The organism is Domibacillus tundrae, from assembly GCF_000970675.1.
Lineage (GTDB): Bacteria > Bacillota > Bacilli > Bacillales > Domibacillaceae > Domibacillus > Domibacillus tundrae.
In genome coordinates this window covers 168,011-194,579 of the sequence record NZ_LAJA01000004.1, presented here as the reverse complement: position 1 = coordinate 194,579, position 26,569 = coordinate 168,011, and the positions used below count along the sequence as shown (strand labels likewise).

General features: G+C 38.3%; 29 protein-coding genes and 5 pseudogenes. 18 read left to right on the top strand and 16 right to left on the bottom strand.

The window, feature by feature from the left end; translation table 11 throughout:
• Positions 1 to 441 precede the first annotated feature (441 nt).
• Together VQ00_RS06360 and VQ00_RS06355 are read left to right on the top strand one after the other, a co-directional pair.
• A complete protein-coding gene (locus VQ00_RS06360; RefSeq protein ID WP_052728387.1) occupies positions 442 to 1,440 on the top strand; it encodes a metallophosphoesterase in 999 nt (332 codons plus the stop codon).
• A 132-nt stretch (positions 1,441 to 1,572) separates the two neighbouring features.
• Positions 1,573 to 1,956 (top strand): helix-turn-helix domain-containing protein, encoded by a 384-nt coding sequence (locus VQ00_RS06355; RefSeq protein WP_046179304.1) that lies wholly within the window; start codon positions 1,573 to 1,575, stop codon positions 1,954 to 1,956.
• 338 nt (positions 1,957 to 2,294) lie between these two features.
• On the opposite strand, the gene VQ00_RS06345 is transcribed toward VQ00_RS06355, so the two are convergent.
• From VQ00_RS06345 to VQ00_RS19490, 3 genes and pseudogenes are all read right to left on the bottom strand, one after another.
• Complete coding sequence (locus tag VQ00_RS06345) at positions 2,295 to 2,483, bottom strand: hypothetical protein (RefSeq protein ID WP_046179302.1); 189 nt, start codon at positions 2,481 to 2,483, stop codon at positions 2,295 to 2,297.
• Between the two features lie 250 nt (positions 2,484 to 2,733).
• Positions 2,734 to 4,179 carry a DEAD/DEAH box helicase gene (locus VQ00_RS06340; RefSeq protein WP_046179301.1) on the bottom strand — a complete coding sequence of 482 codons (1,446 nt, stop codon included), beginning with the start codon at positions 4,177 to 4,179 and terminating at the stop codon, positions 2,734 to 2,736.
• A 212-nt stretch (positions 4,180 to 4,391) separates the two neighbouring features.
• Positions 4,392 to 4,535 (bottom strand): annotated as a pseudogene (locus VQ00_RS19490) (GTP pyrophosphokinase family protein); the annotation flags it as partial.
• Between the two features lie 199 nt (positions 4,536 to 4,734).
• Between VQ00_RS19490 and VQ00_RS06335 the strand changes: the two are divergent.
• Entirely contained in the window at positions 4,735 to 5,544 is an 810-nt protein-coding gene (locus tag VQ00_RS06335) for an MOSC domain-containing protein (RefSeq protein ID WP_046179300.1), read from the top strand.
• 916 nt (positions 5,545 to 6,460) lie between these two features.
• Here the strand turns inward: VQ00_RS06335 and VQ00_RS06325 are convergent.
• From VQ00_RS06325 to VQ00_RS19085, 3 genes are all read right to left on the bottom strand, one after another.
• Complete coding sequence (locus VQ00_RS06325; RefSeq protein WP_046179298.1) at positions 6,461 to 6,763, bottom strand: hypothetical protein; 303 nt, start codon at positions 6,761 to 6,763, stop codon at positions 6,461 to 6,463.
• 61 nt (positions 6,764 to 6,824) lie between these two features.
• The gene (locus VQ00_RS06320) at positions 6,825 to 7,040 is read right to left on the bottom strand and encodes a hypothetical protein (RefSeq protein WP_046179297.1); all 216 of its coding nucleotides are present in this window, start codon (positions 7,038 to 7,040) and stop codon (positions 6,825 to 6,827) included.
• 46 nt (positions 7,041 to 7,086) lie between these two features.
• The gene (locus VQ00_RS19085; protein WP_245618055.1) at positions 7,087 to 7,230 is read right to left on the bottom strand and encodes a hypothetical protein; all 144 of its coding nucleotides are present in this window, start codon (positions 7,228 to 7,230) and stop codon (positions 7,087 to 7,089) included.
• Between the two features lie 376 nt (positions 7,231 to 7,606).
• Here VQ00_RS19085 and VQ00_RS19485 point away from each other — a divergent pair, with 376 nt between their 5' ends.
• From VQ00_RS19485 to VQ00_RS06310, 4 genes and pseudogenes are all read left to right on the top strand, one after another.
• A complete protein-coding gene (locus VQ00_RS19485) occupies positions 7,607 to 7,729 on the top strand; it encodes a helix-turn-helix domain-containing protein (RefSeq protein WP_156153985.1) in 123 nt (40 codons plus the stop codon).
• Positions 7,689 to 7,784, top strand: a pseudogene (locus VQ00_RS19480) (helix-turn-helix domain-containing protein); the annotation flags it as partial. The gene VQ00_RS19485 and the pseudogene VQ00_RS19480, both read left to right, overlap by 41 nt.
• A 66-nt stretch (positions 7,785 to 7,850) precedes the next feature.
• Entirely contained in the window at positions 7,851 to 8,006 is a 156-nt protein-coding gene (locus tag VQ00_RS19080) for a hypothetical protein (RefSeq protein ID WP_245618054.1), read from the top strand.
• A 54-nt stretch (positions 8,007 to 8,060) separates the two neighbouring features.
• Entirely contained in the window at positions 8,061 to 8,348 is a 288-nt protein-coding gene (locus VQ00_RS06310; protein ID WP_052728386.1) for a DUF5316 domain-containing protein, read from the top strand.
• Between the two features lie 1,061 nt (positions 8,349 to 9,409).
• Here the strand turns inward: VQ00_RS06310 and VQ00_RS06295 are convergent.
• On the bottom strand, positions 9,410 to 10,027 hold the full coding sequence (locus tag VQ00_RS06295; protein ID WP_052728384.1) for a class I SAM-dependent methyltransferase: 618 nt from the start codon (positions 10,025 to 10,027) through the stop codon (positions 9,410 to 9,412).
• Positions 10,028 to 10,429: 402 nt separating this feature from the next.
• On the opposite strand from VQ00_RS06295, the gene VQ00_RS18465 reads away from it, so the two are divergent.
• A complete protein-coding gene (locus tag VQ00_RS18465) occupies positions 10,430 to 10,591 on the top strand; it encodes a hypothetical protein (RefSeq protein ID WP_156153984.1) in 162 nt (53 codons plus the stop codon).
• Between the two features lie 208 nt (positions 10,592 to 10,799).
• Here the strand turns inward: VQ00_RS18465 and VQ00_RS06290 are convergent, their stop codons facing one another.
• Positions 10,800 to 11,582 (bottom strand): TerC family protein, encoded by a 783-nt coding sequence (locus tag VQ00_RS06290; protein ID WP_046179293.1) that lies wholly within the window; start codon positions 11,580 to 11,582, stop codon positions 10,800 to 10,802.
• Positions 11,583 to 11,826: 244 nt separating this feature from the next.
• The gene (gene tnpB, locus VQ00_RS06285) at positions 11,827 to 12,957 is read right to left on the bottom strand and encodes an IS200/IS605 family element RNA-guided endonuclease TnpB (RefSeq protein ID WP_046179292.1); all 1,131 of its coding nucleotides are present in this window, start codon (positions 12,955 to 12,957) and stop codon (positions 11,827 to 11,829) included.
• A gap of 727 nt (positions 12,958 to 13,684) precedes the next feature.
• Here tnpB and VQ00_RS06280 point away from each other — a divergent pair.
• The 5 genes from VQ00_RS06280 to VQ00_RS06265 all read left to right on the top strand — a co-directional run bounded on the left by VQ00_RS06280 (position 13,685) and on the right by VQ00_RS06265 (position 15,878).
• A complete protein-coding gene (locus tag VQ00_RS06280) occupies positions 13,685 to 14,035 on the top strand; it encodes a hypothetical protein (protein ID WP_046179291.1) in 351 nt (116 codons plus the stop codon).
• 79 nt (positions 14,036 to 14,114) lie between these two features.
• Positions 14,115 to 14,573: a sensor histidine kinase gene (locus VQ00_RS06275; RefSeq protein ID WP_052728381.1), complete on the top strand. Its 459-nt coding sequence runs from the start codon at positions 14,115 to 14,117 to the stop codon at positions 14,571 to 14,573.
• On the top strand, positions 14,524 to 14,646 hold the full coding sequence (locus VQ00_RS19075; RefSeq protein ID WP_245618053.1) for a hypothetical protein: 123 nt from the start codon (positions 14,524 to 14,526) through the stop codon (positions 14,644 to 14,646). The genes VQ00_RS06275 and VQ00_RS19075 overlap by 50 nt, the downstream gene beginning before the upstream one ends.
• Before the next feature lie 215 nt (positions 14,647 to 14,861).
• The gene (locus VQ00_RS06270; protein ID WP_046179290.1) at positions 14,862 to 15,332 is read left to right on the top strand and encodes an ImmA/IrrE family metallo-endopeptidase; all 471 of its coding nucleotides are present in this window, start codon (positions 14,862 to 14,864) and stop codon (positions 15,330 to 15,332) included.
• Between the two features lie 87 nt (positions 15,333 to 15,419).
• Positions 15,420 to 15,878 carry a tyrosine-type recombinase/integrase gene (locus tag VQ00_RS06265; RefSeq protein ID WP_046179289.1) on the top strand — a complete coding sequence of 153 codons (459 nt, stop codon included), beginning with the start codon at positions 15,420 to 15,422 and terminating at the stop codon, positions 15,876 to 15,878.
• A gap of 561 nt (positions 15,879 to 16,439) precedes the next feature.
• Here the strand turns inward: VQ00_RS06265 and VQ00_RS06260 are convergent.
• Together VQ00_RS06260 and VQ00_RS06255 are read right to left on the bottom strand one after the other, a co-directional pair.
• Positions 16,440 to 18,179, bottom strand: coding sequence for a sensor domain-containing phosphodiesterase (locus VQ00_RS06260; RefSeq protein WP_052728379.1), 1,740 nt, complete (start codon positions 18,177 to 18,179; stop codon positions 16,440 to 16,442).
• A gap of 148 nt (positions 18,180 to 18,327) precedes the next feature.
• Positions 18,328 to 19,938: a sensor histidine kinase gene (locus VQ00_RS06255; RefSeq protein WP_046179288.1), complete on the bottom strand. Its 1,611-nt coding sequence runs from the start codon at positions 19,936 to 19,938 to the stop codon at positions 18,328 to 18,330.
• Between the two features lie 145 nt (positions 19,939 to 20,083).
• Between VQ00_RS06255 and VQ00_RS18460 the strand changes: the two genes are divergently transcribed.
• Positions 20,084 to 20,257 carry a hypothetical protein gene (locus VQ00_RS18460; RefSeq protein ID WP_156153983.1) on the top strand — a complete coding sequence of 58 codons (174 nt, stop codon included), beginning with the start codon at positions 20,084 to 20,086 and terminating at the stop codon, positions 20,255 to 20,257.
• On the opposite strand, the gene VQ00_RS19070 is transcribed toward VQ00_RS18460, so the two are convergent.
• Together VQ00_RS19070 and VQ00_RS06250 are read right to left on the bottom strand one after the other, a co-directional pair.
• Positions 20,244 to 20,477 carry a LytTR family DNA-binding domain-containing protein gene (locus VQ00_RS19070; RefSeq protein WP_245618063.1) on the bottom strand — a complete coding sequence of 78 codons (234 nt, stop codon included), beginning with the start codon at positions 20,475 to 20,477 and terminating at the stop codon, positions 20,244 to 20,246. The two genes, VQ00_RS18460 and VQ00_RS19070, sit on opposite strands and share 14 nt — an antisense overlap.
• Positions 20,435 to 20,974 carry a LytR/AlgR family response regulator transcription factor gene (locus tag VQ00_RS06250; RefSeq protein WP_245618051.1) on the bottom strand — a complete coding sequence of 180 codons (540 nt, stop codon included), beginning with the start codon at positions 20,972 to 20,974 and terminating at the stop codon, positions 20,435 to 20,437. Before VQ00_RS06250 ends, VQ00_RS19070 begins: the two co-directional genes overlap by 43 nt.
• Positions 20,975 to 21,476: 502 nt before the next feature.
• Here VQ00_RS06250 and VQ00_RS19065 point away from each other — a divergent pair.
• On the top strand, positions 21,477 to 21,701 hold the full coding sequence (locus VQ00_RS19065) for a hypothetical protein (protein WP_245618049.1): 225 nt from the start codon (positions 21,477 to 21,479) through the stop codon (positions 21,699 to 21,701).
• 104 nt (positions 21,702 to 21,805) lie between these two features.
• Positions 21,806 to 22,186, top strand: a pseudogene (locus VQ00_RS19060) (transposase); the annotation flags it as partial.
• A 561-nt stretch (positions 22,187 to 22,747) separates the two neighbouring features.
• On the opposite strand, the pseudogene VQ00_RS19475 reads toward VQ00_RS19060, so the two are convergent.
• The 3 genes and pseudogenes from VQ00_RS19475 to VQ00_RS06230 form a co-directional block, all read right to left on the bottom strand.
• Positions 22,748 to 23,131, bottom strand: a pseudogene (locus tag VQ00_RS19475) (IS4 family transposase); the annotation flags it as partial.
• A gap of 176 nt (positions 23,132 to 23,307) precedes the next feature.
• Positions 23,308 to 24,522 (bottom strand): annotated as a pseudogene (locus VQ00_RS06235) (gamma-glutamyltransferase).
• Positions 24,523 to 24,942: 420 nt separating this feature from the next.
• Positions 24,943 to 25,203 (bottom strand): hypothetical protein, encoded by a 261-nt coding sequence (locus tag VQ00_RS06230; protein ID WP_046179286.1) that lies wholly within the window; start codon positions 25,201 to 25,203, stop codon positions 24,943 to 24,945.
• A 340-nt stretch (positions 25,204 to 25,543) separates the two neighbouring features.
• Here VQ00_RS06230 and VQ00_RS06225 point away from each other — a divergent pair, with 340 nt between their 5' ends.
• The gene (locus tag VQ00_RS06225) at positions 25,544 to 25,729 is read left to right on the top strand and encodes a YjcZ family sporulation protein (RefSeq protein ID WP_046179285.1); all 186 of its coding nucleotides are present in this window, start codon (positions 25,544 to 25,546) and stop codon (positions 25,727 to 25,729) included.
• 387 nt (positions 25,730 to 26,116) lie between these two features.
• Positions 26,117 to 26,227: a YjcZ family sporulation protein gene (locus tag VQ00_RS18005; protein ID WP_082091482.1), complete on the top strand. Its 111-nt coding sequence runs from the start codon at positions 26,117 to 26,119 to the stop codon at positions 26,225 to 26,227.
• The last annotated feature ends 342 nt before the right edge of the window (positions 26,228 to 26,569 follow it).

Sequence of the window (26,569 nt, the reverse complement as noted above, 5' to 3'; positions counted from 1 at the left end):
ATTTTACACAATGTTAATTATGTGTATTAAAATGACCTAGATTTTGTTCAAGATATTATGGTTACACACTGTGAACACGGGGATGCATGAAAGGAAACGATTTATCATATAAGGTATGGCGTCTTCTGAATTATAAGGAAGACGCTTATCTTGCGTATGAATTTCCAACCCCAATCTCCGTATTTAAACTTTCCACTTTAGATACTAGCCACAATACCGTTTGATACCTTCATATCATTGTACACGGAAGAAAGAGTTAAACTTTTAAGTTATAACACCATTCATTTTAATGAATGAAAAAAGCCGATATCCCAGTTGCAGGCCTTGTAAATCTAATATTAAGATTTTAAAAATTCCTAAAGATTGAGTAAATATATCAATTTCTTCACTTTAATACATTATGATGAAAAAGTTAGTTGAAAAATGAGAGGGGTATCATCAATGTTAATCAAACTAAGAAAACCAGTCATGGCACAAAAATTCATGTATACGAGTGCTTCTGTCGCATTAGGATTATCTCTATTTGCATCAACATCTGTGTCTGCAGAAAGGAACGAGAACGAACGTACAGACAAAAAGCCTTCCTTTGAATTCGGGCTTATTACCGATATCCAATACTGTGATTGTGATACAGCGGGTGTACGCTATTACCGGAATTCGATAAGCAAACTGCAGGAAGCAACTGCTGAACTCAATCGGCATGATCTTAAGTTCACCGTACAGATGGGCGATATGATCGACCGGAACTTGGACAGTTTTCATACCATTCTTCCTTATTTCAACAAAATTGAAGGTCGCAAATATAATGTGCTCGGCAACCATGATTTCGCAGTACCAACAGACCAAGTGGTTGACATTTTGGGTATGAAGAATCAATATTATGACTTTGCTGAAAAAGGCTGGCGTTTTGTCGTGTTAGACACCAATGACCTGAGCCTGTATGCAAATGAACCAGGTTCCGCGAAATATCAACAAGCCGAAAAGATGTATAATCAACTAAAGGCGTCGGGAGCGGAAAATGCTCAGACCTGGAATGGTGGAGCAGGCTCCGAACAAATGACATGGTTACATAACGTTCTTAAAAAATCGGTTAAAAAGAATGAAAAAGTCGTGGTGATTGGGCATCACCCGGTATACCCAGCCAACGAGCACAATGCATGGAATGACGCTGAAATCATGCGGGAACTGGAGTCTGCGGGCAATGTAGCGGCTTACTTCAACGGGCATAATCATGCAGGCAATTACAGTGAGAAAAACGGAATCAAATATGTGAATTTCCGAGGCATGCTGGATACACCCGATACCAATGCGTACTCTGTAATCAAAGCATTCAAGGATCGTTTAGAAATTGATGGTTTTGGCCGGGAGCCGGACCGCACAATCAAGGTGAATACTATCCACGAACACGATCAAGAGCAAAATGAAAATGACGAACATTAATAAATAGCATCGTTTTCTAGAACTAAAACAAACCAAAGAGGCAAGCGGAAATCCGTGAGCCTCTTTGGTTTGTTTACCCTAACAATTTCAAAGTATTTTATTTTCTAGCTCTGTTATGCAGAATAGCGAATCATGAAAGGCTTGAGTACGTATAAACTTGCTGCTCTTGTAGGCGTTTCTCAAAGCTGCCTCTCACAATTAGAAAATGGTAGAAAAGATAAGCCCCCTTCCCCGGAGATCATCAGAAAGATGTTCAATGCTTTGGAAGTGGATTATTTCGAGTTAATGAGATTGGCCGGTTATATGGATCCTGTGGGAGCGCCAAGCGAAAAAGATATCCCGATAGATCATTCAGACCCTGCTTTTTACGAAAAAGCAGCAAAAAATATGAGAGAGAATGCAATTGAATTTTTGGTTAACGATCGTAAACTGAAATATAATTCTGACCCCATTGCGGTTTTACTAAGCAATAATTCCCTTCAAAAAAAGCTTTATAAAGCGATTCGATCAATTTAAAAAATTTCTATTGAGGAAATCAGCAAACGCCTTAAATATGAGCGCTTTTCCATTAGTTTGCTTAATCAAAACCTTTCCCCTGCTGTACAATAGTAGGTATAACGCAACCTGGAAAATTCGAGTTTCCTCCATAATAAAAGTCCATATGGCCTCAACAACTCGCCACATGGACTTTTCGGTTTCCATAGCTGCTCACTACAAAATAACGAAAGGTTTTTTGCCTAAATACGAAATCCATACAAAGTCCATACCTGCAAAATCCACAAAAATTTCGCTGCCTGTATGAAGGAATCTCATGCGTATAAACTTGTCACCATAAACCTATGTAGGTTTAATAATTAAGAACCACTGCTATACTCTCCTGTCATTTCTATCGCAGCCTCCCAATTTGGAAAATGATACAATGTATTTTTCATTAGCTCTGGATGTGACTTTTTTATTTGTTTTTTCCGAAGCTGTTCTCCGTCTCTTTGCTTTAGTTCAGAAATTTGATTCATAACTTCTTCAATGCTCATACTTACTTCCATTTCCTTACCTCCCTTCCCTGACTTGTTTTTATTTTCCCCATAATATTGGAGAGTCATACTCGGTTATTCCAGTAAAGTTGAATTCTATATAATGCCTTGTACAATCGTAAAGACAGACTCCCCCTGTAGAACGATTTGGTCATTCAATTCTGTTTAGAAAAAAATATATGGCATCGATCTCTTCAAATATAAATTAGACAATAATAAAAGACGATTATGATTGGCATAATCGTCCTTGGTGAGAATATAATCACTTAATTGCCTTGCTAACTTTGAGTTTCATTCCTTTTATTTTTGTTTCTTCCATAGCTTGTAAAACTAATGACCCTTTTCCATTAAGAATATCAACATATGACAACTGATCCTGGATGGTAATAATACCAATATCATCTGCTGTTACTCCAGGAATTTTCGCAATCGTTCCAACAAAATCTACAGCTCGAAGCTTCTTCTTTTTTCCGCCGTTGAAATGGAGTTTCATGATATCCTTGTTTATTCGTGCCGTTTTATTGTTTTTCACGACCCGGCGGCCACTCACTTTTTCCTCGAAAGCGTTTTTTCCTCTAGCTACTTCCTGTTGCGTCGGTGCTTCCCTTGTAGGTATTTCAAAGCCAATGTATTTTTCAATTGCTTTAAGGAATTTGCTCTCATAAGGAGTCGCAAACGTAATCGCTTTTCCTTTATTGCCAGCACGCCCCGTTCTGCCTGTTCGGTGGACATAGCTCTCTTTTTCCATCGGAACGTCATAGTTGATTACAAGTGTCACATTATCAACATCGATTCCCCTCGCAGCTACATCAGTCGCCACAAGGTAACGGAAATTCCCCGTTTTGAAGCCATCCATCACTGCAAACCGATCATCTTGTTCGAGTCCCCCATGAAGTTTTTCGCAAGAATAGCCGGATTCTTCCAGTTCAGCAAACACTCTATTTACATGTTCTTTCGTTCTGCAAAAGATCATACAGCTATCTGGATTTTCAACAACTGTAACGTCTTTAAGCAATGAAATCTTTTCTTCTTCTTTCACTTCCATTACACGATGTTTAGTCGCACTCGTAGTGATCCCTGCAGAAGCAATCTGAATATTAATCGGATTTTTCATATATTTATGGCAGAGATTTTCAACATCTTGAGGCAATGTAGCGGAAAATACCATCGTAACTCTAGTTGAAGGAAGTTTTTTTATGATCGCTTCTACTTCGTCGACAAAACCCATGTTCAGCATTTCATCAGCTTCATCTATAATCAGGTAGTTTATTTCGTCTAAAATTAATGTTTCTCTTTCAATATGGTCCATCACACGCCCAGGTGTACCGACGACGATATGGGTTTTTTGTTTCAATTCTTCTTTTTGTTTTGCAAAAGGTTCTTTGCCGTAAACCGCCATGGCTTTAATTCGTTTGAATCTCCCGATATTTGTTAAATCCTCTCGAATTTGAACGGCCAGCTCCCGCGTTGGCGTAAGAATTAATGCCTGGGGCTTTTTTTCCTCCCATTCAATTTTTTCGCAAACAGGGATACCAAAGGATGCCGTCTTGCCACTTCCCGTTTGAGATTTCACTACAAGATCCTGATTTTCCAATGCTCTTGGTATGACCTCGCTTTGAACCTCTGTAGGCGTTTCGTACTTTAACACAGTAAGAGCCCTTTTTATTTCATCGCCTAAATTATAATCACCAAAGCTTCTTTCACTCATGTATTTAACCTCTTTTTTTATATTATCCGACTTATTTATAAAATTCCTTAAAAAGAAATATTATATGCAAAATCTGACTAGTTTCATTATACTTAAAATGCCAGGCATACATACAGTTAAGATACCCAAAATAGTATGTAAATGTAAAAACCTGCCGGCTCACAAGCCATCTTCCCAAGGAATTTGTCCTGCTTTCATCTCCATTTATAATCAATGTGTTCGATCGGATTGTATTGATGAATGCGCTGAAATTCTTCGTTTAAAATTTACAGCTTTGTATTCACCTCCTCTACCGCAAATTTGTGAACAAGCATTTCCCGCTTCCACTCTTCTAAACCTGGATTTAATGAATTCATTTCGCCCTCCATCGTTCTTTTTCATAATAGAATTTTAGTGGGTTTACAGGTTTACTTCAAACAATGAAAGTGAAAAAAGATGAAAGGCTGACCGAAAATTTGAAAGTGTTTTCATTTTTAAGGATTGATAGTATGTATGTGGCCATACTTTGTGATTTAATAGGATATAACGACAACAAAAAGTAGGAGAGTGATAGAGGTGACTTCTGCAACAATTGCTTCATTGTGGAGATATCCGGTCAAATCAATGATAGGTGAAGAAATAAATGCATGCGATCTAACGGAAAAAGGGCTGCTGGGAGACAGAGCCTTTGGCGTAATCGACCTATCATCAGGCAAACTGGCAAACGCGAAAAACCCACTTAAATGGCCGGACATGTTTCAATACCGGGCCGCTTTTACGGAGCCGCCCGAATTGACTAAGCCAATCCCGCCAGTGCGCATAACATTTCCAGACGGCCAGACAATGTTAAGTACAGATGAAGAGCAAGACGAAAAACTTACGGAAAGCTTTGGTCGAACGGTTCAACTGGCCAATCCGTCATCACATGATATCCAGTTTGAAGGCTATATACCAGAGGATATGAAAGAACTGGAAAACCCGGGAACGATTTTTACGCGCAATTCTCCTCAAGAAACGTTTTTCGATATTGCCATGGTTCACATTATCACGACTTCCACCATTGATACCCTTAGAAAACACATTCCTGAGAGCAGAATTGAACCAAGACGTTTCAGGCCAAATATCATTATTCATGTGCCGGATGCAGAAGGGTTTATCGAAAATGAGTGGGTGGGAAAAGTGCTGACAATTGGCGGCCGCGTCCAATTAAAGATTTTGCAGCCGACACAGCGTTGTGTGATGACGACTCTTGCGCAAGGAGACCTTCCAAAGGACCCAAATGTGTTAAAGTCGATTGTCAAAAACAATGCCGGCAGTTTCGGTGTTTACGCATCCGTTGTAAAGAACGGCGAAATTCGAATAGGAGATTCCATTCACATTCATTAAAAGTATCGGATAAAATCATAGTTTTTCAAATTTCATATCATGAAATAGTCTCAACCATTTCTCGGCCAGGCACTTGCTCTGGCTGTTTTTTGCATTAAAAGCCTATCGACCGAATAAGATGACAGCAGGGAGAAGGAAGGCACGGTTAGCCCTTTTCTTCTTCCTCTACATATTAAACGAACTATTAACTAAAACCCTTATCTTTCCACTGACCAAATTGGGTCGTTTCGCCCTTTGTGTCATAATTATCCATAAAGAGGTGTTTATCATTGATTTTCTTTGAGCAATTATTTCCAGCAAAAGAAAAAAGCCTTGAAAAACAATGGCTTTCTTTTAAATTCCTCTTAAAACCTTCATAACATATGGCGAAATAGCCATCGTTCAAGTGAAGCCCAATACCCGCTAAATAATAATAATCCGTTGCGTTTTTTTACATCTTTCAATAATTTCAATTCCAATCACCCTTTTACCAATAGCGAAATTGAGTTCTTCTAACTTGTTCTTTTCCCAATTAAGTTTTAAATCTGTTCCATACCAAGAAAGGTCTTGGGAAACAAGGATTTTATCAAACGTAACAGCGTATTCATCTGTTTTATATGCACATAATTCTAATTGGCAATCTTCAAAACAGATAATCACGGGACAATCATTAAACTATTCATCTTCATCTTGTTCCCAGACAACCCATATTTCTTGTGCATTTTCACCAATCAGAGCTTCAAGTTTAGTTCTGCTGATCATATATAGAAGTGGTCAAGTATGGGGTGATACCTGACTTTAGCAATGCGCTAGTTTATTACAGAGCAGACGGAAAATTTGCTACGGTAAGAGCACTAACTCTATTTTCCGATGTTCCAGTGAGTAAATCACAATATAGTGTCACTTGGACTGTGTTTTTAAGCAACCGTACAATTTATCAATGCCATACTCCTTTTGCTGTAAATTGCCGCTGTTCCCCGTTAAGAAATCGAACATCAATAGCGGCTTGTTGTGGATTTGCCTTTACTTCAACAATATTTCCAAGCCCATAATGGTCACGCTCACTGTTTTTTAACGATGATAAGTGCTTTTGATGCGCTCGAATGAACAGACTGCGTTCAGCATCGGTTAGATTTTCATATCCTTGAATCGGTGTCACGCTGTTTTCCTCCTCTAATTTAAATACGTTTCGAATAGACGGCGCCCGGCCATAAGCTGTACGGCGTCCGTTTTGCCGCATGCTTGAATTAGTTCCATCACTCCAAGAATCTCTCCGGTAAGCTTCTCAGCAGCTGATATACTTAGGAACGGTTCACGGCATCACCGCCTGACTTCCCTTCCGCTCTGAGCCGCTCTCGTACTTCTTCCAGACGCTTTTTAAAAGCCGCGTCTTTTGCCTGCTGTTCTTTTTTACTTAGTGGTTTCCGTCCTGGCTGGAACATATACATGTCCGATCCTGATACGTCACTTGGCGAATGCTGCTGCTTTGTAAAAATGATTGTGTTTTGGTTACCCATGTTTTCTCAGCCTCCAGTCCTGACCTTCCGCGTCCATCAGGAATTTTTATTTTTCATCACTGCACTGCCCGATCAGCCGGCTGGCAGCTGCGTAACCGACCTTGTCAGTAAATGTGCCGCGATCCTCATTACTGTTAAAAACAATCGGCATCTGTTTTCGGTACCGCTCATTGATAATCTGGCAGTACATCGTTTCGCGTGCTTCGGTCCAGCTCGTTTTACCGATGTCATCCCAGATTAGGACGTCTGCCTCCGGTAACGATGCAGAATAAATTTACGTAATCAAGCGCCATCTTTTTCATTTCAAATTGATATCTCGTGTTTGTGACATAGTTTTCAAAATTCGCTTTCTGGAACTCGTCTGAGGTCATCGACTGCTTAAAACGGCACTTCCAGGCTTTCCGCTCCTTGCATTCGCAAAAAGTGGCAACGTCATACCCTTTTTCGTCTTTACCAAGAATCAATTCCGTGTCTTTGCAAATGGCGCATTCATACTTTTGATGGCCCACTCTTCATAGTTTTTATTAATTAAAATCATGCTAAGCTAAAATATTAAGGTGGAGTACATGACTTACGGGGACCGTTTAAAATCGTTAAGAACAGCTCGAAATCTTTCTCAGCAAGAAGCTGCAGATAGATTAAGCATTAATCGTTCCACGTACCACGTATGCTCGGTACGAACTAAGTAAGACTCAGCCAGATTTTGAAACGCTCGAAAAATTAGCTACCTTCTACGATGTTACGACTGACTATATAATCAAAGGACACGCTAATGATAATTCCAGTCTTGCCAAGGATGAAAAGGAAATATTGGAGTTCTTTAAAAATCCGGAACTAAACCTCTTCTTCAAAGAAATGAAAGAAGTGCCGGAAGATCAGCTGGAGGAAATGCAGCAGATTTGGAAAGTAATCAAAAAAAGAGGCTTAAATAAATTAAACACGCTGCGGCGTATAGTATTTTTATAATTATAATGTTATTTTTTGATTGAGATGTTTTATTTATGAAAAGGAGGAGAAGATATGAAGGCTTTTTTTGTGGGAATTGGTATTGTTGTAACAACTCTTCTTATTTCAGTTTTCTCCGATGATTTGACTCTCCTCTATAAAATTACAGGAGGGGTGGCTATAGCATCATTGGTAATGAGTGCTTCGATTTCCGGGGCATTTATAGACGGAGACAGGTTTGGGGGAAATGTACTTTCTGAAATAAAAGAGGACAGAAAGGAAAGATTCGTCTTAACTAATAGGCTGCTATTAATTGGATTACCTAATGCTCTTACTGCAATACTTGTTTATTTCTTGATGTAAATATTTCCGATAATCTAGAGAATCAAATAGCGATGCCTTAAAGTTCAAAGGGATATTTTGACCTATTATCTCCGTAAATGTGATTAATCTTTCAGAAGGGTCCATTCTTTCTATTAAGCTAATCGAAAGCTTAACAATCTCTATCCATTTAGAAGTTTCTAAAGCAAGCGAACCCTCTTCTAAACAAGAACACAATGCAATTGAAAGATATTTATTATTACTGATAGAGTCGATATTTTTGATAAAGAATCAAATGAGATAATTGGACTATCTTGTATTAGAACTTGTTTAACGTTTTCTAAAGAAGTCGATTCCAATTCAATCTTACTTAATAGTGTATGCTCACCATCTTTTACTACCGCATCAAGAATTTCGATTATTTTAGAGGCTTTTTGAAAATACATTATAATACTATTAATACTTACACTAGTGTTTTTACCGTGAGCAAGGGCGTTTCCCAAATAAAGCACAAACTGAAGTGCCAATTGTAAATGTTACTCGTGAAATTTATGAGGCAGAGAATAACACGGTTTATTTCCGTGTAAAAAAAGGCTGGAAACTGGATGGTGAACGCTTAAAAAAATATCACCACTTCTATATAGTGACAGATGCTCCCTTTTTAAATATGGAGAAATTAAATCCAGATCAAATTATAATGAATATATTTTTTTAATGTCTATCCGCAAATTAGAATAACTTAGTCTTTTTAACCGCTGTTTTTACTTCTAATGACTAGCAAGATCCTGCTTCAGGAGTGAAGTTTATACCCAGAGCATTCTCGATATTTTAGTGAGGCCCACTATTAAGGTTATATAGAAAACGTATATCACTTTCCAACAACATAAAGAATATAAGGGTTTAAGCATAAAATTTATTAAAAAGCCGTACCAGTGTAATGACAGATACGGCTTTTTTCATGCTTGAAGGAAAAAAGGATGCAAAAGCCGATCCTCTATTTATCACAGGATCGTCTTTTCTATGTATGTTAAAGTTGTTATAAATTTCCTAGTGCTAGTATGACAAGTAAAATTGAAACACCTATACTAACTATAGGATTTAATTTAAACGGGCAGTTTTTGAGCGGAAATATAACAAACAGAATTTTGTGAATTTATGCGGACGTCCCCAAAGCCATTATTCACCAATAATTGCTCAATTTCAACAGGATCAACAGATTTAAAATCGCTGGTTCTTTTCATTTTCTTCAGTTGTTCTCTCAGCGTAAAAGTAATAAAAATGGTACCATTTGGAGAGAGAACCCTATTAATTTCGTTAATTCCTTTCTGAACATCTGGCCAAAAATAAATCGTGTGAACGGTAAAAACTTTGGAAAAGGACGAGTCTTGATAAGGGATTTTCCCCACACTTCCTTTCCTTATATCAACGATATTATTACGGACAAGAGAACGATTCATTTTTTTTGCTTCCCTTACCATAGAGGAAGAAATATCAATTCCACATATTTTTTTCGGTTTATTATTTTTCGCAATATGATTAATCATTGTTCCATTTCCAATTCCAATTTCAAGAAGATAATCATTCTCTTGTATGTTCATCTGTTTGATTGTCCCTAGATTTTCTTTATGATTGCCTATTGCCATATAAGCACCTATCAAGGTAGAAAAAATTCCTCTTGGCTTACTTAATTGTTTTCCTAGCCACCTATCCAATATCGTCATAAAACAAAATCTCCTAACTATTTGAATTTTTTAAAACTGAAAATTTAGTCTTTAAAAAATAGGCCTCCTCTACACCTGACAAAAAAAGATAGATGTTTATTGGAGACACAATACACTATATGTTCATTCTTTGTTTCTTTATACGCCTTATGCCTTCGTAAACATTAAATATCGCCACGACAATAAACAGCCAAAAAAAGGTATCACCATAGCTTCTATAAGCGGCAATCGTCCAAATTAAAGCTATTATGAAAAATAAGATACTTATCTTTGGAGTAGATTTCTTATTCAAGCAGCATTCCCCCCTTAAAAACAATATATCAAACTTATGTAAAAAGTAGAAGAAGAGGCAATGAATTCCGCTATCCGAATAAAGAGCGAAATGATAGAGGGAAACAGTTTGTGAGAATTGCATCTTCGTGCAGCGCCGCAATGCCGGGTAAGAATCAACAGCGCATGTGTTTTATTCACATTCGAATAGGAGGAATGGCAGAAGCATATATAGTGAACACATTGATCATTGCGACGCCACACGCACATGTAAAACAAAAAGCCGCTTCATGAACATGCGGCCCATCGCTAAATCTTTCACACTATCATCATAGCATCTATAAACGGTAACGCTCTTTCGATATTCTTTCAAATCTCTGTTAAACATTAATGTTGCTATTTCAGCAAAAGAAAAAGAACCCATTTCTGAGTTCTTCTTATAGCCAGCTTCTTCAACTCAAGCATCCGTTAGTTTAAGTAGAATTATTCATATATTTACCTTTTATAATTTCTCTTTCTCTAATGACTTATTGGCCGGTGCAAACCAGCCGAGTAGAGCAATACCAACTAATACTCCATAGAAGATCAGAGTCCAAACGGTGCTGTGTGGGAAATGATGATCTAAGACACCAATGTCCTCGTGGGCAAGAGTAATTACAGCAAGTTTGACACCGACCCAGGCAACAATTGCATAGGCCGTTGTTTCCAATGCTGGACGTTGATCAAGAAGTTGCACAAACCATGTTGCTGCATACTTAATCAAGATAAGGCCAGCAATCCCTCCAAGAACAACTACAATAAACTTTCCTCCATCCATGCCGCCGAAATTACCGAGCGGTGAATCCGGAAGACCAAGGGCAATAGCAACCGCAGCTAAAATCGAATCAATTGCAAAAGCAAGATCGGCTAAACCAATCTTCCCTACTGTGGGCCAGAAACCTTTCCCTGCGGCTACCTCTGCTTCCTCTTCAACCTCCTCACGAATATTCTCATTTTCTTTCCCGAACCGGGCCTGAATGACATGCTTTAAGCCTAAGTAAAGAAGATAAGCTGCTCCTATCGCCTGTACCTGCCAGACGTTTGCGATAAAAGAAATTGCAAAAAGTGCAGCAAATCGGAAAAAGAAGGCCATAATGATTCCGTAATTTATAGCTTTTTTCTTCTGATCTTCGGGTAAATGCTTGGCTATAACTGCCAGTACAAGGGCATTATCAGCCGATAACAACCCTTCTAACCCGATTAAAATTAACAATGCCCATGCATACTCCAGCCAGATTGACTCCATCCTCATCTTTCCTTTCTAAAACTTAAAATGTGATGTAAAAGTTTCGCTAACAATAGTATTACCCTCATAACCCATAGGTAATCCTTTGAATTACCCCCAGTTACTCACTACGTTCGTTGAACGTGGGGGATTCCTAAGTACAGAAACCTATTGGCTCCTAATTCATTAGGCTACACCCGTCAATTCCGACGGTTGGCAGTACAAATGACTTTGCAGCAAGTCTCCTGCGGTCAAGCAAGTGGTCTTAATGCGAGATGGCTAACTCATGAATATTCCGGGAAGCATTGATGTCTGCATTTTCAGAATGGCCGCAGGAGACACAAATAAAAGCCGCCTGTGTTTGACGGTTTTCTTTCGCTGTGTGCCCGCATGAATAACACTTTTGGGACGTGTGGCGGGGATCAACCGCAATGATCTGCCTGCCATACCATTTCGCTTTGTATTCCAGCATCGTGCGGAACTCAGACCAGGAAACTTCACTGATGGCTTTCGCTAATTTTTGGTTCTTCAGCATGCTTGATACGTTCAGATCCTCAATTCCGATCACATCGTGGTTTTTGATGATTTCGGTGGTGATTTTCTGCAGATAGTCCGTCCGTGCATTCGCAATCTGTTCATGAAGACGAGTCACCTTGACACGCTGTTTCTGCACATTTTTTGCCTCTGCCAACGGTCTTTTCTGCTGAGTGGCTAGACACTGCCGCCGGGAAAGAATGCGTTGTGCTTTTGCCAGTTTTTCTTCTAATGTGCGAAAAAACGTTGGATTCTTGTACACTTTTCCATTCGACAGAATAGCAAAATCTTTTAAGCCAACATCAATACCAATAGTGGAATCTGTTTTTGGCAGGTCTTTCACTTCCGTTTCTACAAGAAAGGAGACAAAATACGTCCCGGATGACGTTTTTCGTACCGTTGCATTTAAAATACGGCCCTTCACTTCACGGCTATTCGCAAATCGAACCCAGCCCAATTTCGGCAGTTTCAACCGGTTCCCGGCAATGCTGACTTCAGGATTTTGGTTCTTCTTTTCAATGCTGGTCGTGTACGATTGCACGTTGTTCCGTTTATTTTTAAACCGGGGTGCCTCATTTTGTTTCCTGAAATAACGATCAAACGAATCCACAAGATTCTTTAAAGAGGACTGCAACGCATGCGAATCTACTTCTTTCAGCCACTCCAATTCTTTTTTCAGCTGAGTAAGATGCGAAGAACAGACATTAAAAGAAAGCCCTTTTCCGGTTGTTTTATACGTTTCTTTCCACAAGGATAAAAAGCGATTAAATACAAAACGGCTGGAGCCTATTGTTTTGGCAATCAATATTTCTTGTTCTTTGGACGGATATAATCGAAATCGATACGCTTTATTGACCAGCAACGCCAAACACCTCCATCCATCTTCTTATTATCACTATTTATAAGGATTATTTTATCGAATTTGGAATAAAAAACAAAGGCTGTTGCTTCGCAAACCGACATTCACCCCGCCACTTATCATCGGGCTTTGCCCTTCACATGATTGAAGTGGGGGTACTCTTCCGGTAAAATTTGATAGAATACGGCTTTATTCTTAGACATTTTCTCCTCTCTACTCTATTAATTATAATTTCAACAAAAACAAAAACAAAAACAATTGCAACTGTAACAGTTCCTATTTATCCCAAGGCGCCAGTACACTAGTACATTGTTATGGTCATCTTTTTTCCTCGTGATCTTTTTGACTATACCATAAAACATGGTGTGTTGCAGACAGCAAACTCCTCAATCCTTTGCCAGCCCTGCATTACACCGAATTCTTCTTTTCACTGCACTCTTCAATAATTTATGTTTCACTGAAAAGAACAAAAAAATCGGCTACCCTGAAAATACCCTTCTCTGTTAAAGAGCGTTGTTGATTTTCTTGTTAAAATAAAGGCACATGTTAATCTAAGAAGAAAAAAGTTTATAACCTCTTAGCTGCTCGATTTTGTTATTCTGCAAGCTTTAGCGAGGTAAAAGGCCATGAAAAACGACAGTCTTTTGCATTTTTTTAACAATGTATGATTAAAATGAGAATTGTAACATACATTTAAGTATAAGAGTTTAACAGAGAGAGGACGATAGATATGATTGTCAAAAAACGAAATGGCTGGTACCAAGCAGGCAATCATTTTGCGAAATGGACGGAAGAATCCATCTATACCGTAATACGGGTCGGCACGGCAAAAGGAAAGCCTTACGTCCAATGGTATGACAGCGTTAACATAGCGAATGCAACACCTGATTTCTTTCATCAAAATGGAAGTTATGAAGAGTATACAAAACAACAATCTGATATTGAGAAAGCCGTTTATCTTACCGTCCACTCACTTGATTACGATTCGTGCGTCACCTGTCGTGGCAATAAAGAAGTTGGGGAGATTTTGATTGAGGAGAATGTTTTAGCTGAAGACGACGTTTTCGATTTTGTTTGTTAGAATACAAATAAAATCGAAAATTGCACAGATTGAGTGTTATTATTCCCTTCTTCAAAAATACAAGTAAATTGAAACAGCCTTGGAGGGGCTTGATAAAGCGGAGTCTACGATCACGGATTATCTTACCTTTGCAAAACCCTCAGTAGAAAACGTAAAGATATTGGACCTTCCTAAGGAATTAGCAAGTATCAAAAATTTTATTGAACCTTATGCCGCTATAAATAATGTGAAAATTGAAATGAGTTTAGAAAAAACCATTTATAGTGCCGGTGAAAAGGAAAAACTTCATCAGTGCCTTATAAATATCGTGGAAAATGGTATTAAAGCTATGCCTCAAGGTGGAAAATTAAAAGTCGAGCTAAAACGCTTTAAAAGCAATGCCTTAATTACTATAGCAGACACAGGGATTGGCATGAATGAAGAACAACTTGAGCGTTTGGGCAGTGCCTTTCTTCACAACAAAAGATATAGGAACTGGACTTGGCACGATGGTTGTCTACAGTGTTGTGAAAGCTATGGGTGGCCAGATATATGTTGACAGCACTCCAGGAAAAGGCACAAGCTTTACTGTCCTGCTTCCAACAGTAGAAGGATTAGACACAGCCAGTTGAAGAAACTATATAGCGGTGTTGATCTCTTCCTTCTTCTGAAAAGGGGTGCCAGCAAATTAAAAAAATAATTTTTCTCAAACCAGTCCTTTTTTAGGACAAGTTTTTTTCTTTCTCTGACAATTATCTGCTTTTCTCTTTTCTTTTTGGCATGTTTTGTTATATACCCAAAAGAACATATATTTCCATAAATGTAAATAGTAAAAGAGGCAGTGACTTTGGTCTATACGAAAACGCATTTAGAAGATTTTATTGAAAACATTTATACCAACATTGGCATTTATCATCCCCGGCAGCTAAATCCTGAAGAAATTTCCGCAAGGCTCAGGATTGTGGTTGATTATGTGGATGGGACAAGCAAATGCGTAGAGCATAGTCAGTTCTCACTTATTATGCTGAACCAAAACCTCTCTTCAGCTGCGCAATGGCAAGAATTTGCGCATGAGCTTTGTCACCTGTTGCGTCATGCAGGAAATCAGCACACGCTCCCTCCATTCTTTTTAAAAATGCAGGAGTGGCAGGTCAAGAGCTTTGCTCTGCATTTTTGCTCAAAAAAACTCGACTTAACCGATAACAAGAAATCAGCCATCAGCATCATTGCCCAGACAATTGGTGTTGAACCAGATTTTGCAGGAGAATGGCTTGAACAATGGCTGCTTCAATGTTCTATGGTTTATTACGGAAACTAGTGTCCCTCTTCCCTGCTTACATTGTTCCAGCAATAGTAATAAGGTTGAGTATTAAGTAATCCATAAGTGGAAAGGAGATTGAATAAAGTGGCGTTCTTTAGAAAGTGGGGAAATACGTGGCAGTTTCGCATCAGCTATGTAGATCCGATAACCAATATATCAAAAGAAAAGTCGAAAGGCGGTTTTAAAACAAAGAAAGAAGCCCAACTGGCCGCCCATAAGAGGGAGAAAGAGCTTCAAAACGGATTTGAGCAAACTGGTATTTCGCTAAAGACTTTTCTTCAAGAATGGCTGCATGAACATAAGAAGGATACGATCCGCCGCAATACGCATGATATACATGAATCAAATATACGGAACCATATCAATCCATTCTTTAAAAACATAGCATTAAAGGATTCAACTCCGCTCCTATATCAACGATTCTTAAATAGTCTTCATGCAGCTCAATATAGCAAGAAAACGATTGAAATCGTACATGGTACGATGTATAACGCTCTCAATAAAGCCATTACGCTGCGAAAGCTGAAAACCAATCCTTGTTGAAAGGGCTACGGTAAAAGGGTTGTGAAAGAAAGAGAAGTCCAATTCATCGATTCTGATAACATCTCTATTTTCTTGAAGGAAGCCTATAAATCTGACATTCCGCATGTCAGTTAAAACGGTTGTAACCCATTAATCACTGAAACGTCCAAGCAAAAGAATACATGGGATGAATCGCTGGAAATGGTACATTTACAGCCCTAAAATCAGTATAAACTCAACAAGCGTTCATGCAATACACCGCATGAACGCTTGTTTTTTAGATTAAAGCGAATTTATGTGGCCGCGCGACAGAAAGAAACAGTTTACGATAGATAAAGTGAAAGGATTGCCATGATAATATATAGAAGATTGAAAATTAATTCCTTTCAAAATAACCAGCATATTAACATCCTTATTCAAACTGATTTTTAAGTTTGATTTTATTAAACTCAAAGAGACAACTGCAAATCTATAAAAGGAAGTGTATAAGTTCGAAAACAAACACTCACATATCAGTAAGCAAAAAATTAAATGCTTTTGAAAGGTGGTTGTTAACTTAAAAGTCAATTTTTTATTAAAAATCTATTGAGGGAAGTATTGGCTAATATCGATTTCTGCAATAGATTTAGGTTTCCCAAGGTAATACCCTTGTCCCCATTTACATCCATGCTTTTTTAGAAATGCTAAATGTTCTTTCGTTTCAATACCTTCTGCAACTGCCAAAATATCTAATGATTTCGCTAAACTTATAACAGCTTTGGCAATTTTTCTATTCACTTTATTGTCTAAATTTACTGTGAAGCTCCGATCGAGTTTTATACAATCGATCGGAAGTTTGCTTAAGTAAGAAAGAGAGGAATAGCCGGTTCCAAAATCATCAATTGCGATATGAATCCCCGTTGATTTTAAGGCTTTAATTAATGTTACAGTATGGTCAATATCGTTAATAAGCATACCTTCAGTTATTTCTACTTTTAGGAAGTGTGGATTATATCCAGTTTCTTCAAGAACCTGATCAATTCGGTCTGCTAATTCCTTATTTTCGAATTGTCTTGGAGAAAGATTTATTGATAAGAAGAAAGGAGGAATACCTTGCTTCTCCCATTGCACACCTTGTTTACAAACATTCTCAAAAACCCAATCGCCAATTTTTTCTATTAAACCGCTCTCTTCCGCAATAGGGATAAATTCGTTTGGTGAAATATCCCCCCATTCTGGATGATTCCATCTTATTAATGCTTCCATCCCTTGAAATCTATTATTTCTGAGATCAAATTGCGGCTGATAATAAATCTCGAATTGTTCCTTTTTTAATGCTTGTCGCAAAGCATTTTCAAGTTTGTAATACCTTGATTCCAAATCATTCATTCCTTGCTGATAGAACTGAACATTATTTCTGCCTTTCTTTTTGGCCGTATACATCGTGGCATCAGCACTCTTTAATAGGCTGTCCATATCTTCTCCATCTTTTGGATAGCAGCTGACTCCTATGCTTGCGGAAACAAAAAATTCTTCTCCTTCAACGCAGAGTGGGTCGGAAGATAGCATTTCTAAAATACCTTCTGCTACTCCTTTTGCCTCATCACATTCTAATGAATATTCAGGCAGTAAAATGACGAACTCATCTCCTCCAAGGCGCGCAGCAATACTATTTTGAGGAAGAAATTTTTGGAAAACAGCAGCCACTTTTTTTAATACAAAGTCACCCATATCATGGCCGAATGTATCATTTATTCTTTTAAAATGATCCAGATCTATATACAAAACGCTCATATTGTTACTCAATTCTGTTGTTTTACTATGAAAGTACCTTTTTATAAAAGTTCGATTATAAAGGCCTGTCAGAGAATCTCTTATAAGAGCTTCTTCCATTATAATTGTGTGACTAAGCAGGGAAGCAAAGGTCTTAAACAGTTTCACTTCAAATGTAGTAAATTCATAAGGCTTTGAGTCAAAAGCACAAAGTGTTCCAAATAATTTGCCTGCCTCCGTATAGATAGGAGTCCCAAGGAAAGATCCGTTACCGCTCTGTTGATTAATAACATGGTTCTGTGTTAAAGAATCTTTACTTAAATTAGGTACAACAAGGGGACTAGAGCCATTTTCTAATACAAGTCGACAAAGTGTATCTTGAAACGGCATTCGAGCCCCTTCTTCAACTAAGATCTCTTCCCGGTTAAATGACTTTATAATAAAATTGTCAATTTGATCATTACTAGCTAGAAAAATGGTATTGGCATTTATCGTCTTACTTAATAAATACAATACTTCCTCAGCTACAGAATCTAAATTTGCATAAAGATGTAGATCTTGACAGTTCATTTAAACACCTCCTCGTATAATACTTTACGAACAAAATGAAAATAGTCAAAAGATTATATCCGTTAAAAAAATGATCGTTCGTGATAACTTTAATTATCAAGGCAACATGTATAACTTCACTATTTTGTCGAGTTCCAAAAAAATCTTTCTACATTCCAATAGGAATTTTCACGACAAAACTGCTGCCTTTGCCTACGCTGCTAACAACACTTACGTCTCCACCCAGCTCATCTACAATTTGTCTCACTAGTGCCAAACCTATTCCAGTACCTTCAATAGAAGGAAAATTAGAAGGAGAACGATAGAATGGTGAAAAAATAAGACTAAGCTCATCTTCAGAAATCCCCACACCGGTGTCTTTAACTTCAATAATTAGATTTTTATCTTCTATTGTACTTTTTATAAAAACTTTTCCTCTTTCAGTATTATATTTAACAGCATTTGATATCAAATTAATTATTACCTGTTTTACACGTTTCGAATCTGAATAAATAAGCACATTCGTGTTTAATTCGTGATAATAAATGTTAATATCCTTCCTGTTTGCACTTGAAATTATGCTATGAATACAATCATTAATGATATCGTTTATATCGATGTAGTCGAATTCTAAGTTGAGCGTTCCAATATCATAACGGACAAAATCTAAAATATCGTTAATCATAAATTGCAGCTGTTTGCTGGCTTTCCTCATTTTTTCTAAACGATTTTTTTGTTCTTCCGATAAAGGGTTTTGTAAATCCGAGAGCAGTATTTGTATAAAACCGTTAATAGTGTTTAATGGCGTTCTAAACTCATGGCTCATGAGTAATAAAAATTCTGTTTTTGCTTTATTCCCCTGGTCAGACTCTTCTTTAGCAATACTTAATTCGTAATTTGAATGTTCTAACGCCTCATTTTTTTCTTCAAGTTTAGTGATTAAAAATCTTCTTTCTAAAGAAATAGCTACTTGTTTGCATACCTGATCGACTACTTCCAGTTCGTCTGATGTAAACTTTTCTCTTTTATTTGATCCAAATGATAAAGTTCCGAGCAATTTACCGTTAGAAAATAGAGGATGACAAACGTAAGATTTTACGCCCAATCCCTTAATCAACTGTACCATTGGGTCAGAAGAAGTGCTGACATCTTCAGCGACTATTCTCGTTTGGTCTCTTGCGACAGTTCCACAAACTTCCTGACCCATTTCTAACCATTCTATTTCCTTTGCTACCTCTTCTGAAATTCCTTGATAATTTGTCAGCCTTATTTTTTGCTTTTTATCATCTAAAATGTAATTGACATATAGATCTAAATCTAAATAAGCAGATATCTTATCAAACAATGATGTTAATAACTGTTTAGGTTCTTTGCTAAGAATAATATCATTGGAAACTTCCGACAAAAACGATGTCTTTTTGTTGCTTTCTTTTAAGATCTGATTAATATGCGTTAACTTTGTTTTATCCTTTAAAACTACTGTGGTTTGATAGCGGGAGGGATATATTTTAACTTCCATTGCCAGGTTATTTTTAATGGAAAATTCAAAAATGGCTGGTGTACCTTTTTGAATTTGAGAAAAAATGTGTTCGAAAAATTGTAAGTAGTCCTCAGTTAAAACATCTTTAAGCAGCCTTCCTTTTAATGAAGAGTTTGGTAAATTAAATAAATCACAGTTATCTATATGGACCTCTTTAATGCAAAGCTTCTCATCTAATATAAAATAGCTGTCGTTAAGAGGCTTTTGATATATTTTAATGTTTTTATCCTTTAGTTCCACACCGTATCACCTTGTTTTCTGTTATAAAAATTGATTTTTAATAGTCGTTTACCTGCTGTATTTTTTTACGCTCATCGTCCAAAAGTACATCCGGGTGACCCGAAGAACATTCAAGATTCTCAACCGGCTGCTGGTGGATTCGGCGATGATTACAGTAGAAATAACCGACCTCTATAGGCTGTGTATCACGGTGAATATTCCGGCATTAAGCTTTATGCCGGTTTCAACCAATATGCCGTTGGAATGGCATGCGGCAACGGGTTTATTGCTGCACAATTACTCTGCCCAGTGCAAAAACAGTCTATCTAATTGTGGCTAATAAGCTCACGTGCTTCTTTAATTTTCAACCTAGAAATATGTGCATATTTATTGAAATTTTGGAAATAAGCCAAGTATGTTTCGTACTTCTGTTTAATACAAAACACATTATCCATATTTATAATATTAGAACGATGAGCTAAATAAAATGAATCATCAAGTAATTGATATAAATCACTTAATCTCTCGTACGTTGCAAAAGTTTTTTCTTTTGTATGAATAAGGCATTTTTTCCGATTTTTTCAATAAAGAAAATATCCTTGAATGGAACATAGTACATATCACCATTAAATTTAAACGGCAATTTTTTAGTACTGCCTTTACTACCTTTTATTTCTTTTTCATTCAAGTTAACAATAAATTTAGCCTTTTCTAATGCAGCATACAGTCTGGCCATCTCTAGCGGTTTTACAACATAATCAACAGCTGAAATGTTAAAAGCTTCCACAGCAAAATCATCGTAGCCGGTTACAAATATAAACTTTAAGTCGTGACGAAATTGCATACTTTTTTTCATCGCTTCAATGCCATCTAATTTAGGCATTTTAATATCTGCGATCACTAAATCAGGTTTATGTTTTGCCACTTTTTCAACTAATTCTTCCCCATTGTTACATGTATCTACTACTTTAAAATCTGGATGTTGTTCTACAAAAATTTTTAACACTTCCAAAGAATCTTCGTGATCGTCTGCCAATATAATGTTAAGTGGAATCAAAATCACCACTCCTCTCAATAAAGACCCACAACTTTTATTTTACTATGGAAGAACCAATGTTTATTTGTGTAATCAATGGTAATTCAACCATATTTGCCCTTCCAATCTTTAAAAGATTATACTTAATTCATAAATTATATTAAAAAAGTATTTATCCAACAATCAATTCTTCTTAAAATTAAGATGTATTTTCACGCGTGGTGATTCTCCAGTAATATTCTGAAAAAAGCATACAAAAAAGACACCTTTCTTGTAGAATGTAAGTACGATCAAACATCTAAAGAGGAAGATGCCCCTATGAAGCAGAATACCATACTCCCGACATTGATTCAAAAGCTGATTTTTGATGACAGCCAGCTTGAAAGCGCTGCTTGGATATGGAGATACCGCCTGAAAATGCACAGCTGAAGTACCGGCACTATACCTGATTTCAGCGGCGCTTCACGAATGGAAAAGCTTCTGCCACTGTACGGATGCCGGTGTCCAGGCCGGGCTCCCCCAGTTGGAGCGTTCCACGCTTTCCAAAAAAGCGAGCCATCTTGACTTCCACGTGATAAAGGAGCTGTTCTACAAAACAGTGAAGCAGTGCAGCCGGGCGGCCCGGCCGGCGCTCGATAAAGATCCCAAACCAGCTCCTGCTGGTCGATTCAACGACCATGACCGTTGGAAAAACCCGGATCACGGCGAGCGCGCCGGCATCAAGCTGCACCTCAGCTTCACCCTCTAAAACAGGAATGCCGCTGAATGTGGTCGAGACGACGGGCCTCAAGCATGATGGACCGGTTGGCGAACTGCTGACGGACAAGCGTTTCATCTTGGTTAGTTGACCGTGCCTGTTTTAAAATCAGCCGAATCGATCAGTTTGTGGCAGACACACAGGACTTTGTCATTCGAATCAAGGAAAACGTCGAGCTGTCAGCCATCCGGTCACCGCAGCGCCAGAAGCAGGCAGGCTCGCGTGTGATACGCGACATCACCTGCCGCCTGGGCACCCCACAGTCCCGTTCGGAAAAACGGCACCGGGTTGTGTTTTTCCAGGATGACCACGAGCGGGAAATCCGCGTCGTGGCCAGCCTGATGAATATGTCGGCTGAAGAAGTGGCCGAGATGTACAAAGCGCGCTGGACGATTGAATCGTTTTTCCACTGGATTGAGCAGAACCTGAATGTGCCGGTGCTGTTTGGCACGACATCGAACGTGGTCTTTAACTAGCTGTATGCCGCGCTGATTGCGTATGTGTTGCTCAAATGGCTGTTTGACCAGACAAAAAAGAGACGTGTTTTTCGCCAAATGCCCCTTGTTTCCTTCCAGCATCAGCTGCTTCAGGGCAGCCTGCCGGTGGATTAGGAGTCGGAGCTGGTCCATTTTTTGTATGACTACCAGAATAACAGGATAAGTCTGTCTAATTATGGTTAATCACTGGTCGTGATGTATTTTATTTAATTTTCTGGTACTTGCCTTTGCAAAATATATAACTTTATAAATCCTAAGTCATAGAATTCTTTTTATCTATTTTTTACAGTCAATTCATAACGATAATACGCCTCTAAATATATAATCAGGAACATTTCAAGTCAGTTTATAGTCCGTTCACATGAAAATAAAAGAATTTAATTGTCAAAGATTTTTACGTTTATTTAGCGAACGCTGCCTTTATTTGTTTTCTACTATAGTAAAGGTTCATTTCTTTAATAGACCTTCCTTGAACTTTTTAAAGTGAACAAATAAAGGAGATGGAACGTGAAAAGATGTTCACACTCCATCTCCTTCTATTTTACTGCGGTTCCGATCGTAAGCCGAATCATCGATGATCAGCACTTTAGGCCGACCATGATTCATCAGACGGGCCACCTTTTGAATGGCCGCAGCGCTTAAAAGCAACAAGAAGCGGCGCCAGTTAAAGGTCGGCTGGCTGGGAAAGCGATAAACCGTATCCTTCGCTGGAAACAGCCCAGCCTTCTTGGATTCCAGCAGAGAAAACCAGTTTTCTGCTGGACAATCAGGCAAAAGACGAGCTTAAACAAATAAGCACAGCTGAAGCCAAAGGATTTGGTGATCCCGGCCTGGCGCAAATGCTTATGGCTCTCCAGCTCAGAAAAAAACAGAGTTCAATTCTTTCGGCAGTGGTTGATTAGATGGGTTGTTTGGGCCTATCACATAGGGAGCACCTCTTCTGTGTGATAGTGTTTTCTCGACAATTACACACAGAAGAGGTATTTTTTTCGTGTTTCATGATGAGTCAAGTCTCATACATGATAGCCCGTAAGCCTAGTACAGCCAGCGAATAGCCCTTATTTTCCAGGTGCGAAAGTTGAGTTATATAATATAAAAATTTAATTTGTGATAATATCGCCGTCTTCATCATCATTTGGATTATTATAGTCATTCAAGTCTTTTTCCAGCTGCAGTACTTTATCTTTTTCATCCCAGTTAACTTTATATCCTAATGAATTTGCGACTTCGATACCAGGGAGATACGAACCCCTGCTTGGTTTATAAAAGATTAAATCTTTTGCTTCAATGACCCCTAAGCCAAGCAGTAATTTATCGGATTGAATATACGGATTTCCTCTTATCAGTTTCATTTGCTGGGCTGTATAAGGATATACAGCGTTATTTACTTTTAAAATAAAAGGCCCTTTTCTCTCTTCTTTTATTTTTTCAGCCTGTTTGGATGTATACCTCACAGCATCAACACCTAAAACAGTTCCTTCCCTGGTATTATCTGCCCCGCCATACATTTTTCCGTTTTCATAATCATAAATAATCGCCTGAATATTGCCAAGGTGTTCTGTTTTTTCTTCAAAAACATGCCCTTTTGCCATGAGCTCTAATCTTGTGTTTTGATCAATTCCCGGTTCCCATCTAACCGTTGGATAGCCCGCTGAATAGATGCGGGGTGTTAAAATCGCTTTTTGGATAGGCATATTGTGATCAATCACATTTATGATGGTTTCAGCAACAGATGTGATAATCGTTGGTCCCCCTGGAGATCCAATCGCCATAAATGGATTTCCATCTTTCAGGAGAAGAGTGGGCGACATGCTGCTTCTTGGCCGTTTTCTCGGTTCAACTTGATTAACGCCGCCTGGTGTAGCATCAAAGTCTGTCATTTCATTGTTCAACATGAACCCATAACCGGGTACCATTATGCCAGATCCAAAAACCTGCTCAATCGTTGTCGTATAGGCAACCATATTGCCCCACTTATCCATGATGGAAAAGTGGGTGGTTTGGCCAATCGGATTTTCTTCTTTTACAGCCGCTTGGGAAGAAGTTTCTTGTTCTTCATATTTCCATAGATTTCCTTATTTCACTACAGCAGTTGCTTTTTCAGGGTTAATTAGTTTTCTTCGTTCTTTCATATAGATCATCATGAAACCGCCTCCGCCAATCCCTGACATCATCGGCTCTGTAACATTTAAAAATGATTGAATAGCGGCAGATGCATCGATCGCATTTCCACCTTGCTCAAGTATTTTTCTTCCGGCTTCAGCAGCTAAAGGATGGGAAGCGGAGACAATCCCTTTCGTTGCTGCTTCCTTCATTGTGTGGTCTACGCCGGGGACACTGGCATAGGCAGGAGTTATCATCATGGAAAAGCTAATAACGCTTAAAACAAGACTCTTCATGGGTCTCATATATGTTTTCCCCTCTCTGTTTTGGTTTATCAGCTATCAGCAACGGAGATGGACAAGGTACGTTATTTCTGCTTCTTGTAAAAAACTCTATTTTTGTAACGAAATCATGTTGATTTAAGGATTCTTTTATCAGAAGATCAGATGTATCCAGCGTTTATTTCAATTATTATTTAGAGTTTCTCGAAGTTTATCCGTAATGAAGAGGATGCCAATAAGTAAATAAAAACGGCACGGAGTTGATAATTAACTTTATTCTCATGAAAAGATGTTTGTACAGTTTGAAAAATCAGCCTAAGAGAAAACAACGCTGATTAAAATTACATTAATCTAAATCTCATCTGAACAGGGGACAGTACATAATGGGAATTGATTTTCAAACAGGTGGTTTGAAAATACTAAATGATCCTTATAATAATCGCTGCTATTTATCTGTTTTTTCCAGCCTCTTAAACCTTTCTTGTTGTGTGAATCAAAAAAACAAAAATCTTTAATAACTAAATTCTTAATCATATTTACAAATTCAACATCTTCGGTTTTGCTGTTCAATTCAATTTTTTGTATCAGTTTATGCAACGCAGCCTCAACCATTGGTATGACTGCGTTTGTGGCGATTACTGGCGCTAATTGCTGCGAGGATCTCCGACGGACAGCCAAACGCCTTCATAAAATTTTGCATAAACAAAGCGCCCAGATTTAAACTTATTTGCGGAAAATTGACGCACCCCTCGCTTTTTTAACGGTCGAGGCAAGACCCCATGATTCCGATGAAACGAGGCAGCTTATTATTCTCTCTGACAAAAAAGATTATCAGTAGAGACAATTGCTTAGTCCAATATATTTTTTTGTTCATATCCTATAGAATAGATCAATTAAGAGACGTTGATTTATATAATTGCTCGCTATCTTTTCATAAAGGAGGTGAAATGGTATGGGACTTTTCGGTGGTTACGGTGGTTATGGCCGTGGTTATGGCGGCTACAGTCATGGCTATGGGTGCGGTTGCGGTTGCAGCGGTGGTTATGTCCGCGGCGGCGGTGGCAGAGGCTTTGCGCTGATCGTAGTGTTGTTCATTCTTTTAATCATTATTGGCGCTACAATGAGCGGCCGCTATTAATTTAAAATGACTGGAAACGCCATATCAACCTTCTTTATTCACCTTTCTATCAGACGCCATTTCAGCGGCTTCCCCCTGAAGTTCTCAATCGCTTAGAAATGGCGCTCTTTGCCGTGCATCTGCGTCTTGCTTCGGTTTCGGCCTGTTGATTTCCATTGTGGAATCACAACGCATTGCTGGCATATCAGTCATTTTACAGTAAATGAAAAGATTTGATTCCCTTCATTCCTGCTGTACTAATTTCTTTCGCAAAAAAAAAAATGATCAGTAGAGACAATTGCTTAATCCAATGCGCCTCTCTGTTCATATCTTATTAAATAGATCAATTCAGAAACGTTGGTTTATACAATTGCTTCACTACTTTTTTGGTAAGGAGGTGGAAATTTAATGAGTGCAGTAGCAGGATACGGCGGCGGTTACGGCAGTGGCTTTGCTTTGGTCGTTGTCTTATTCATCCTTTTAATCATTATTGGAGCAACAGTTTGGGGAGGATACTAATTTTCTGGTTTACGCTCCACAATGCCAGTTAACGGTCATTACTTTTTAGGTAATGGCCGTTTTATTTTTAGCAGCCTTTTTGATCTCTTGAACAGCGAGCTGATCTTCCTTGTAATTCGGGACTAGGACGGGGCAAATTAAGCTATATGCACATATATTTGTGTTTACCGTTGGGAAATGGCTGCACACTAGGCAGCCATTTCCCAATGTTTTAATATAAAGCACACGATAAATTAAGCGTATGGAAGTTAAAAGCAACGTGGCCATGTTGACCACATGAACCCTCCGATAACCATTCAAGCGCCCACCGTGCAAGGGTCGCTTTTTTGTATAGACGGTTTA

Bases quoted from the DNA above. Each gene is read 5' to 3' on its own strand.
- VQ00_RS06360 (WP_052728387.1), top strand. From the start codon at position 442: ATGTTAATCAAACTAAGAAAACCAGTCATGGCACAAAAATTCATGTAT.
- VQ00_RS06355 (WP_046179304.1), top strand. From the start codon at position 1,573: ATGAAAGGCTTGAGTACGTATAAACTTGCTGCTCTTGTAGGCGTTTCT.
- VQ00_RS06345 (WP_046179302.1), bottom strand. From the start codon at position 2,483: ATGGAAGTAAGTATGAGCATTGAAGAAGTTATGAATCAAATTTCTGAA.
- VQ00_RS06340 (WP_046179301.1), bottom strand. From the start codon at position 4,179: ATGAGTGAAAGAAGCTTTGGTGATTATAATTTAGGCGATGAAATAAAA.
- VQ00_RS06325 (WP_046179298.1), bottom strand. From the start codon at position 6,763: ATGCGGCAAAACGGACGCCGTACAGCTTATGGCCGGGCGCCGTCTATT.
- VQ00_RS06320 (WP_046179297.1), bottom strand. From the start codon at position 7,040: ATGGGTAACCAAAACACAATCATTTTTACAAAGCAGCAGCATTCGCCA.
- VQ00_RS19085 (WP_245618055.1), bottom strand. From the start codon at position 7,230: ATGTACTGCCAGATTATCAATGAGCGGTACCGAAAACAGATGCCGATT.
- VQ00_RS19485 (WP_156153985.1), top strand. From the start codon at position 7,607: ATGACTTACGGGGACCGTTTAAAATCGTTAAGAACAGCTCGAAATCTT.
- VQ00_RS06310 (WP_052728386.1), top strand. From the start codon at position 8,061: ATGAAGGCTTTTTTTGTGGGAATTGGTATTGTTGTAACAACTCTTCTT.
- VQ00_RS06295 (WP_052728384.1), bottom strand. From the start codon at position 10,027: ATGACGATATTGGATAGGTGGCTAGGAAAACAATTAAGTAAGCCAAGA.
- VQ00_RS06290 (WP_046179293.1), bottom strand. From the start codon at position 11,582: ATGGAGTCAATCTGGCTGGAGTATGCATGGGCATTGTTAATTTTAATC.
- VQ00_RS06280 (WP_046179291.1), top strand. From the start codon at position 13,685: ATGATTGTCAAAAAACGAAATGGCTGGTACCAAGCAGGCAATCATTTT.
- VQ00_RS19075 (WP_245618053.1), top strand. From the start codon at position 14,524: ATGGTTGTCTACAGTGTTGTGAAAGCTATGGGTGGCCAGATATATGTT.
- VQ00_RS06260 (WP_052728379.1), bottom strand. From the start codon at position 18,179: ATGAACTGTCAAGATCTACATCTTTATGCAAATTTAGATTCTGTAGCT.
- VQ00_RS18460 (WP_156153983.1), top strand. From the start codon at position 20,084: ATGATTACAGTAGAAATAACCGACCTCTATAGGCTGTGTATCACGGTG.
- VQ00_RS06230 (WP_046179286.1), bottom strand. From the start codon at position 25,203: ATGGTTGAGGCTGCGTTGCATAAACTGATACAAAAAATTGAATTGAAC.
- VQ00_RS06225 (WP_046179285.1), top strand. From the start codon at position 25,544: ATGGGACTTTTCGGTGGTTACGGTGGTTATGGCCGTGGTTATGGCGGC.
- VQ00_RS18005 (WP_082091482.1), top strand. From the start codon at position 26,117: ATGAGTGCAGTAGCAGGATACGGCGGCGGTTACGGCAGTGGCTTTGCT.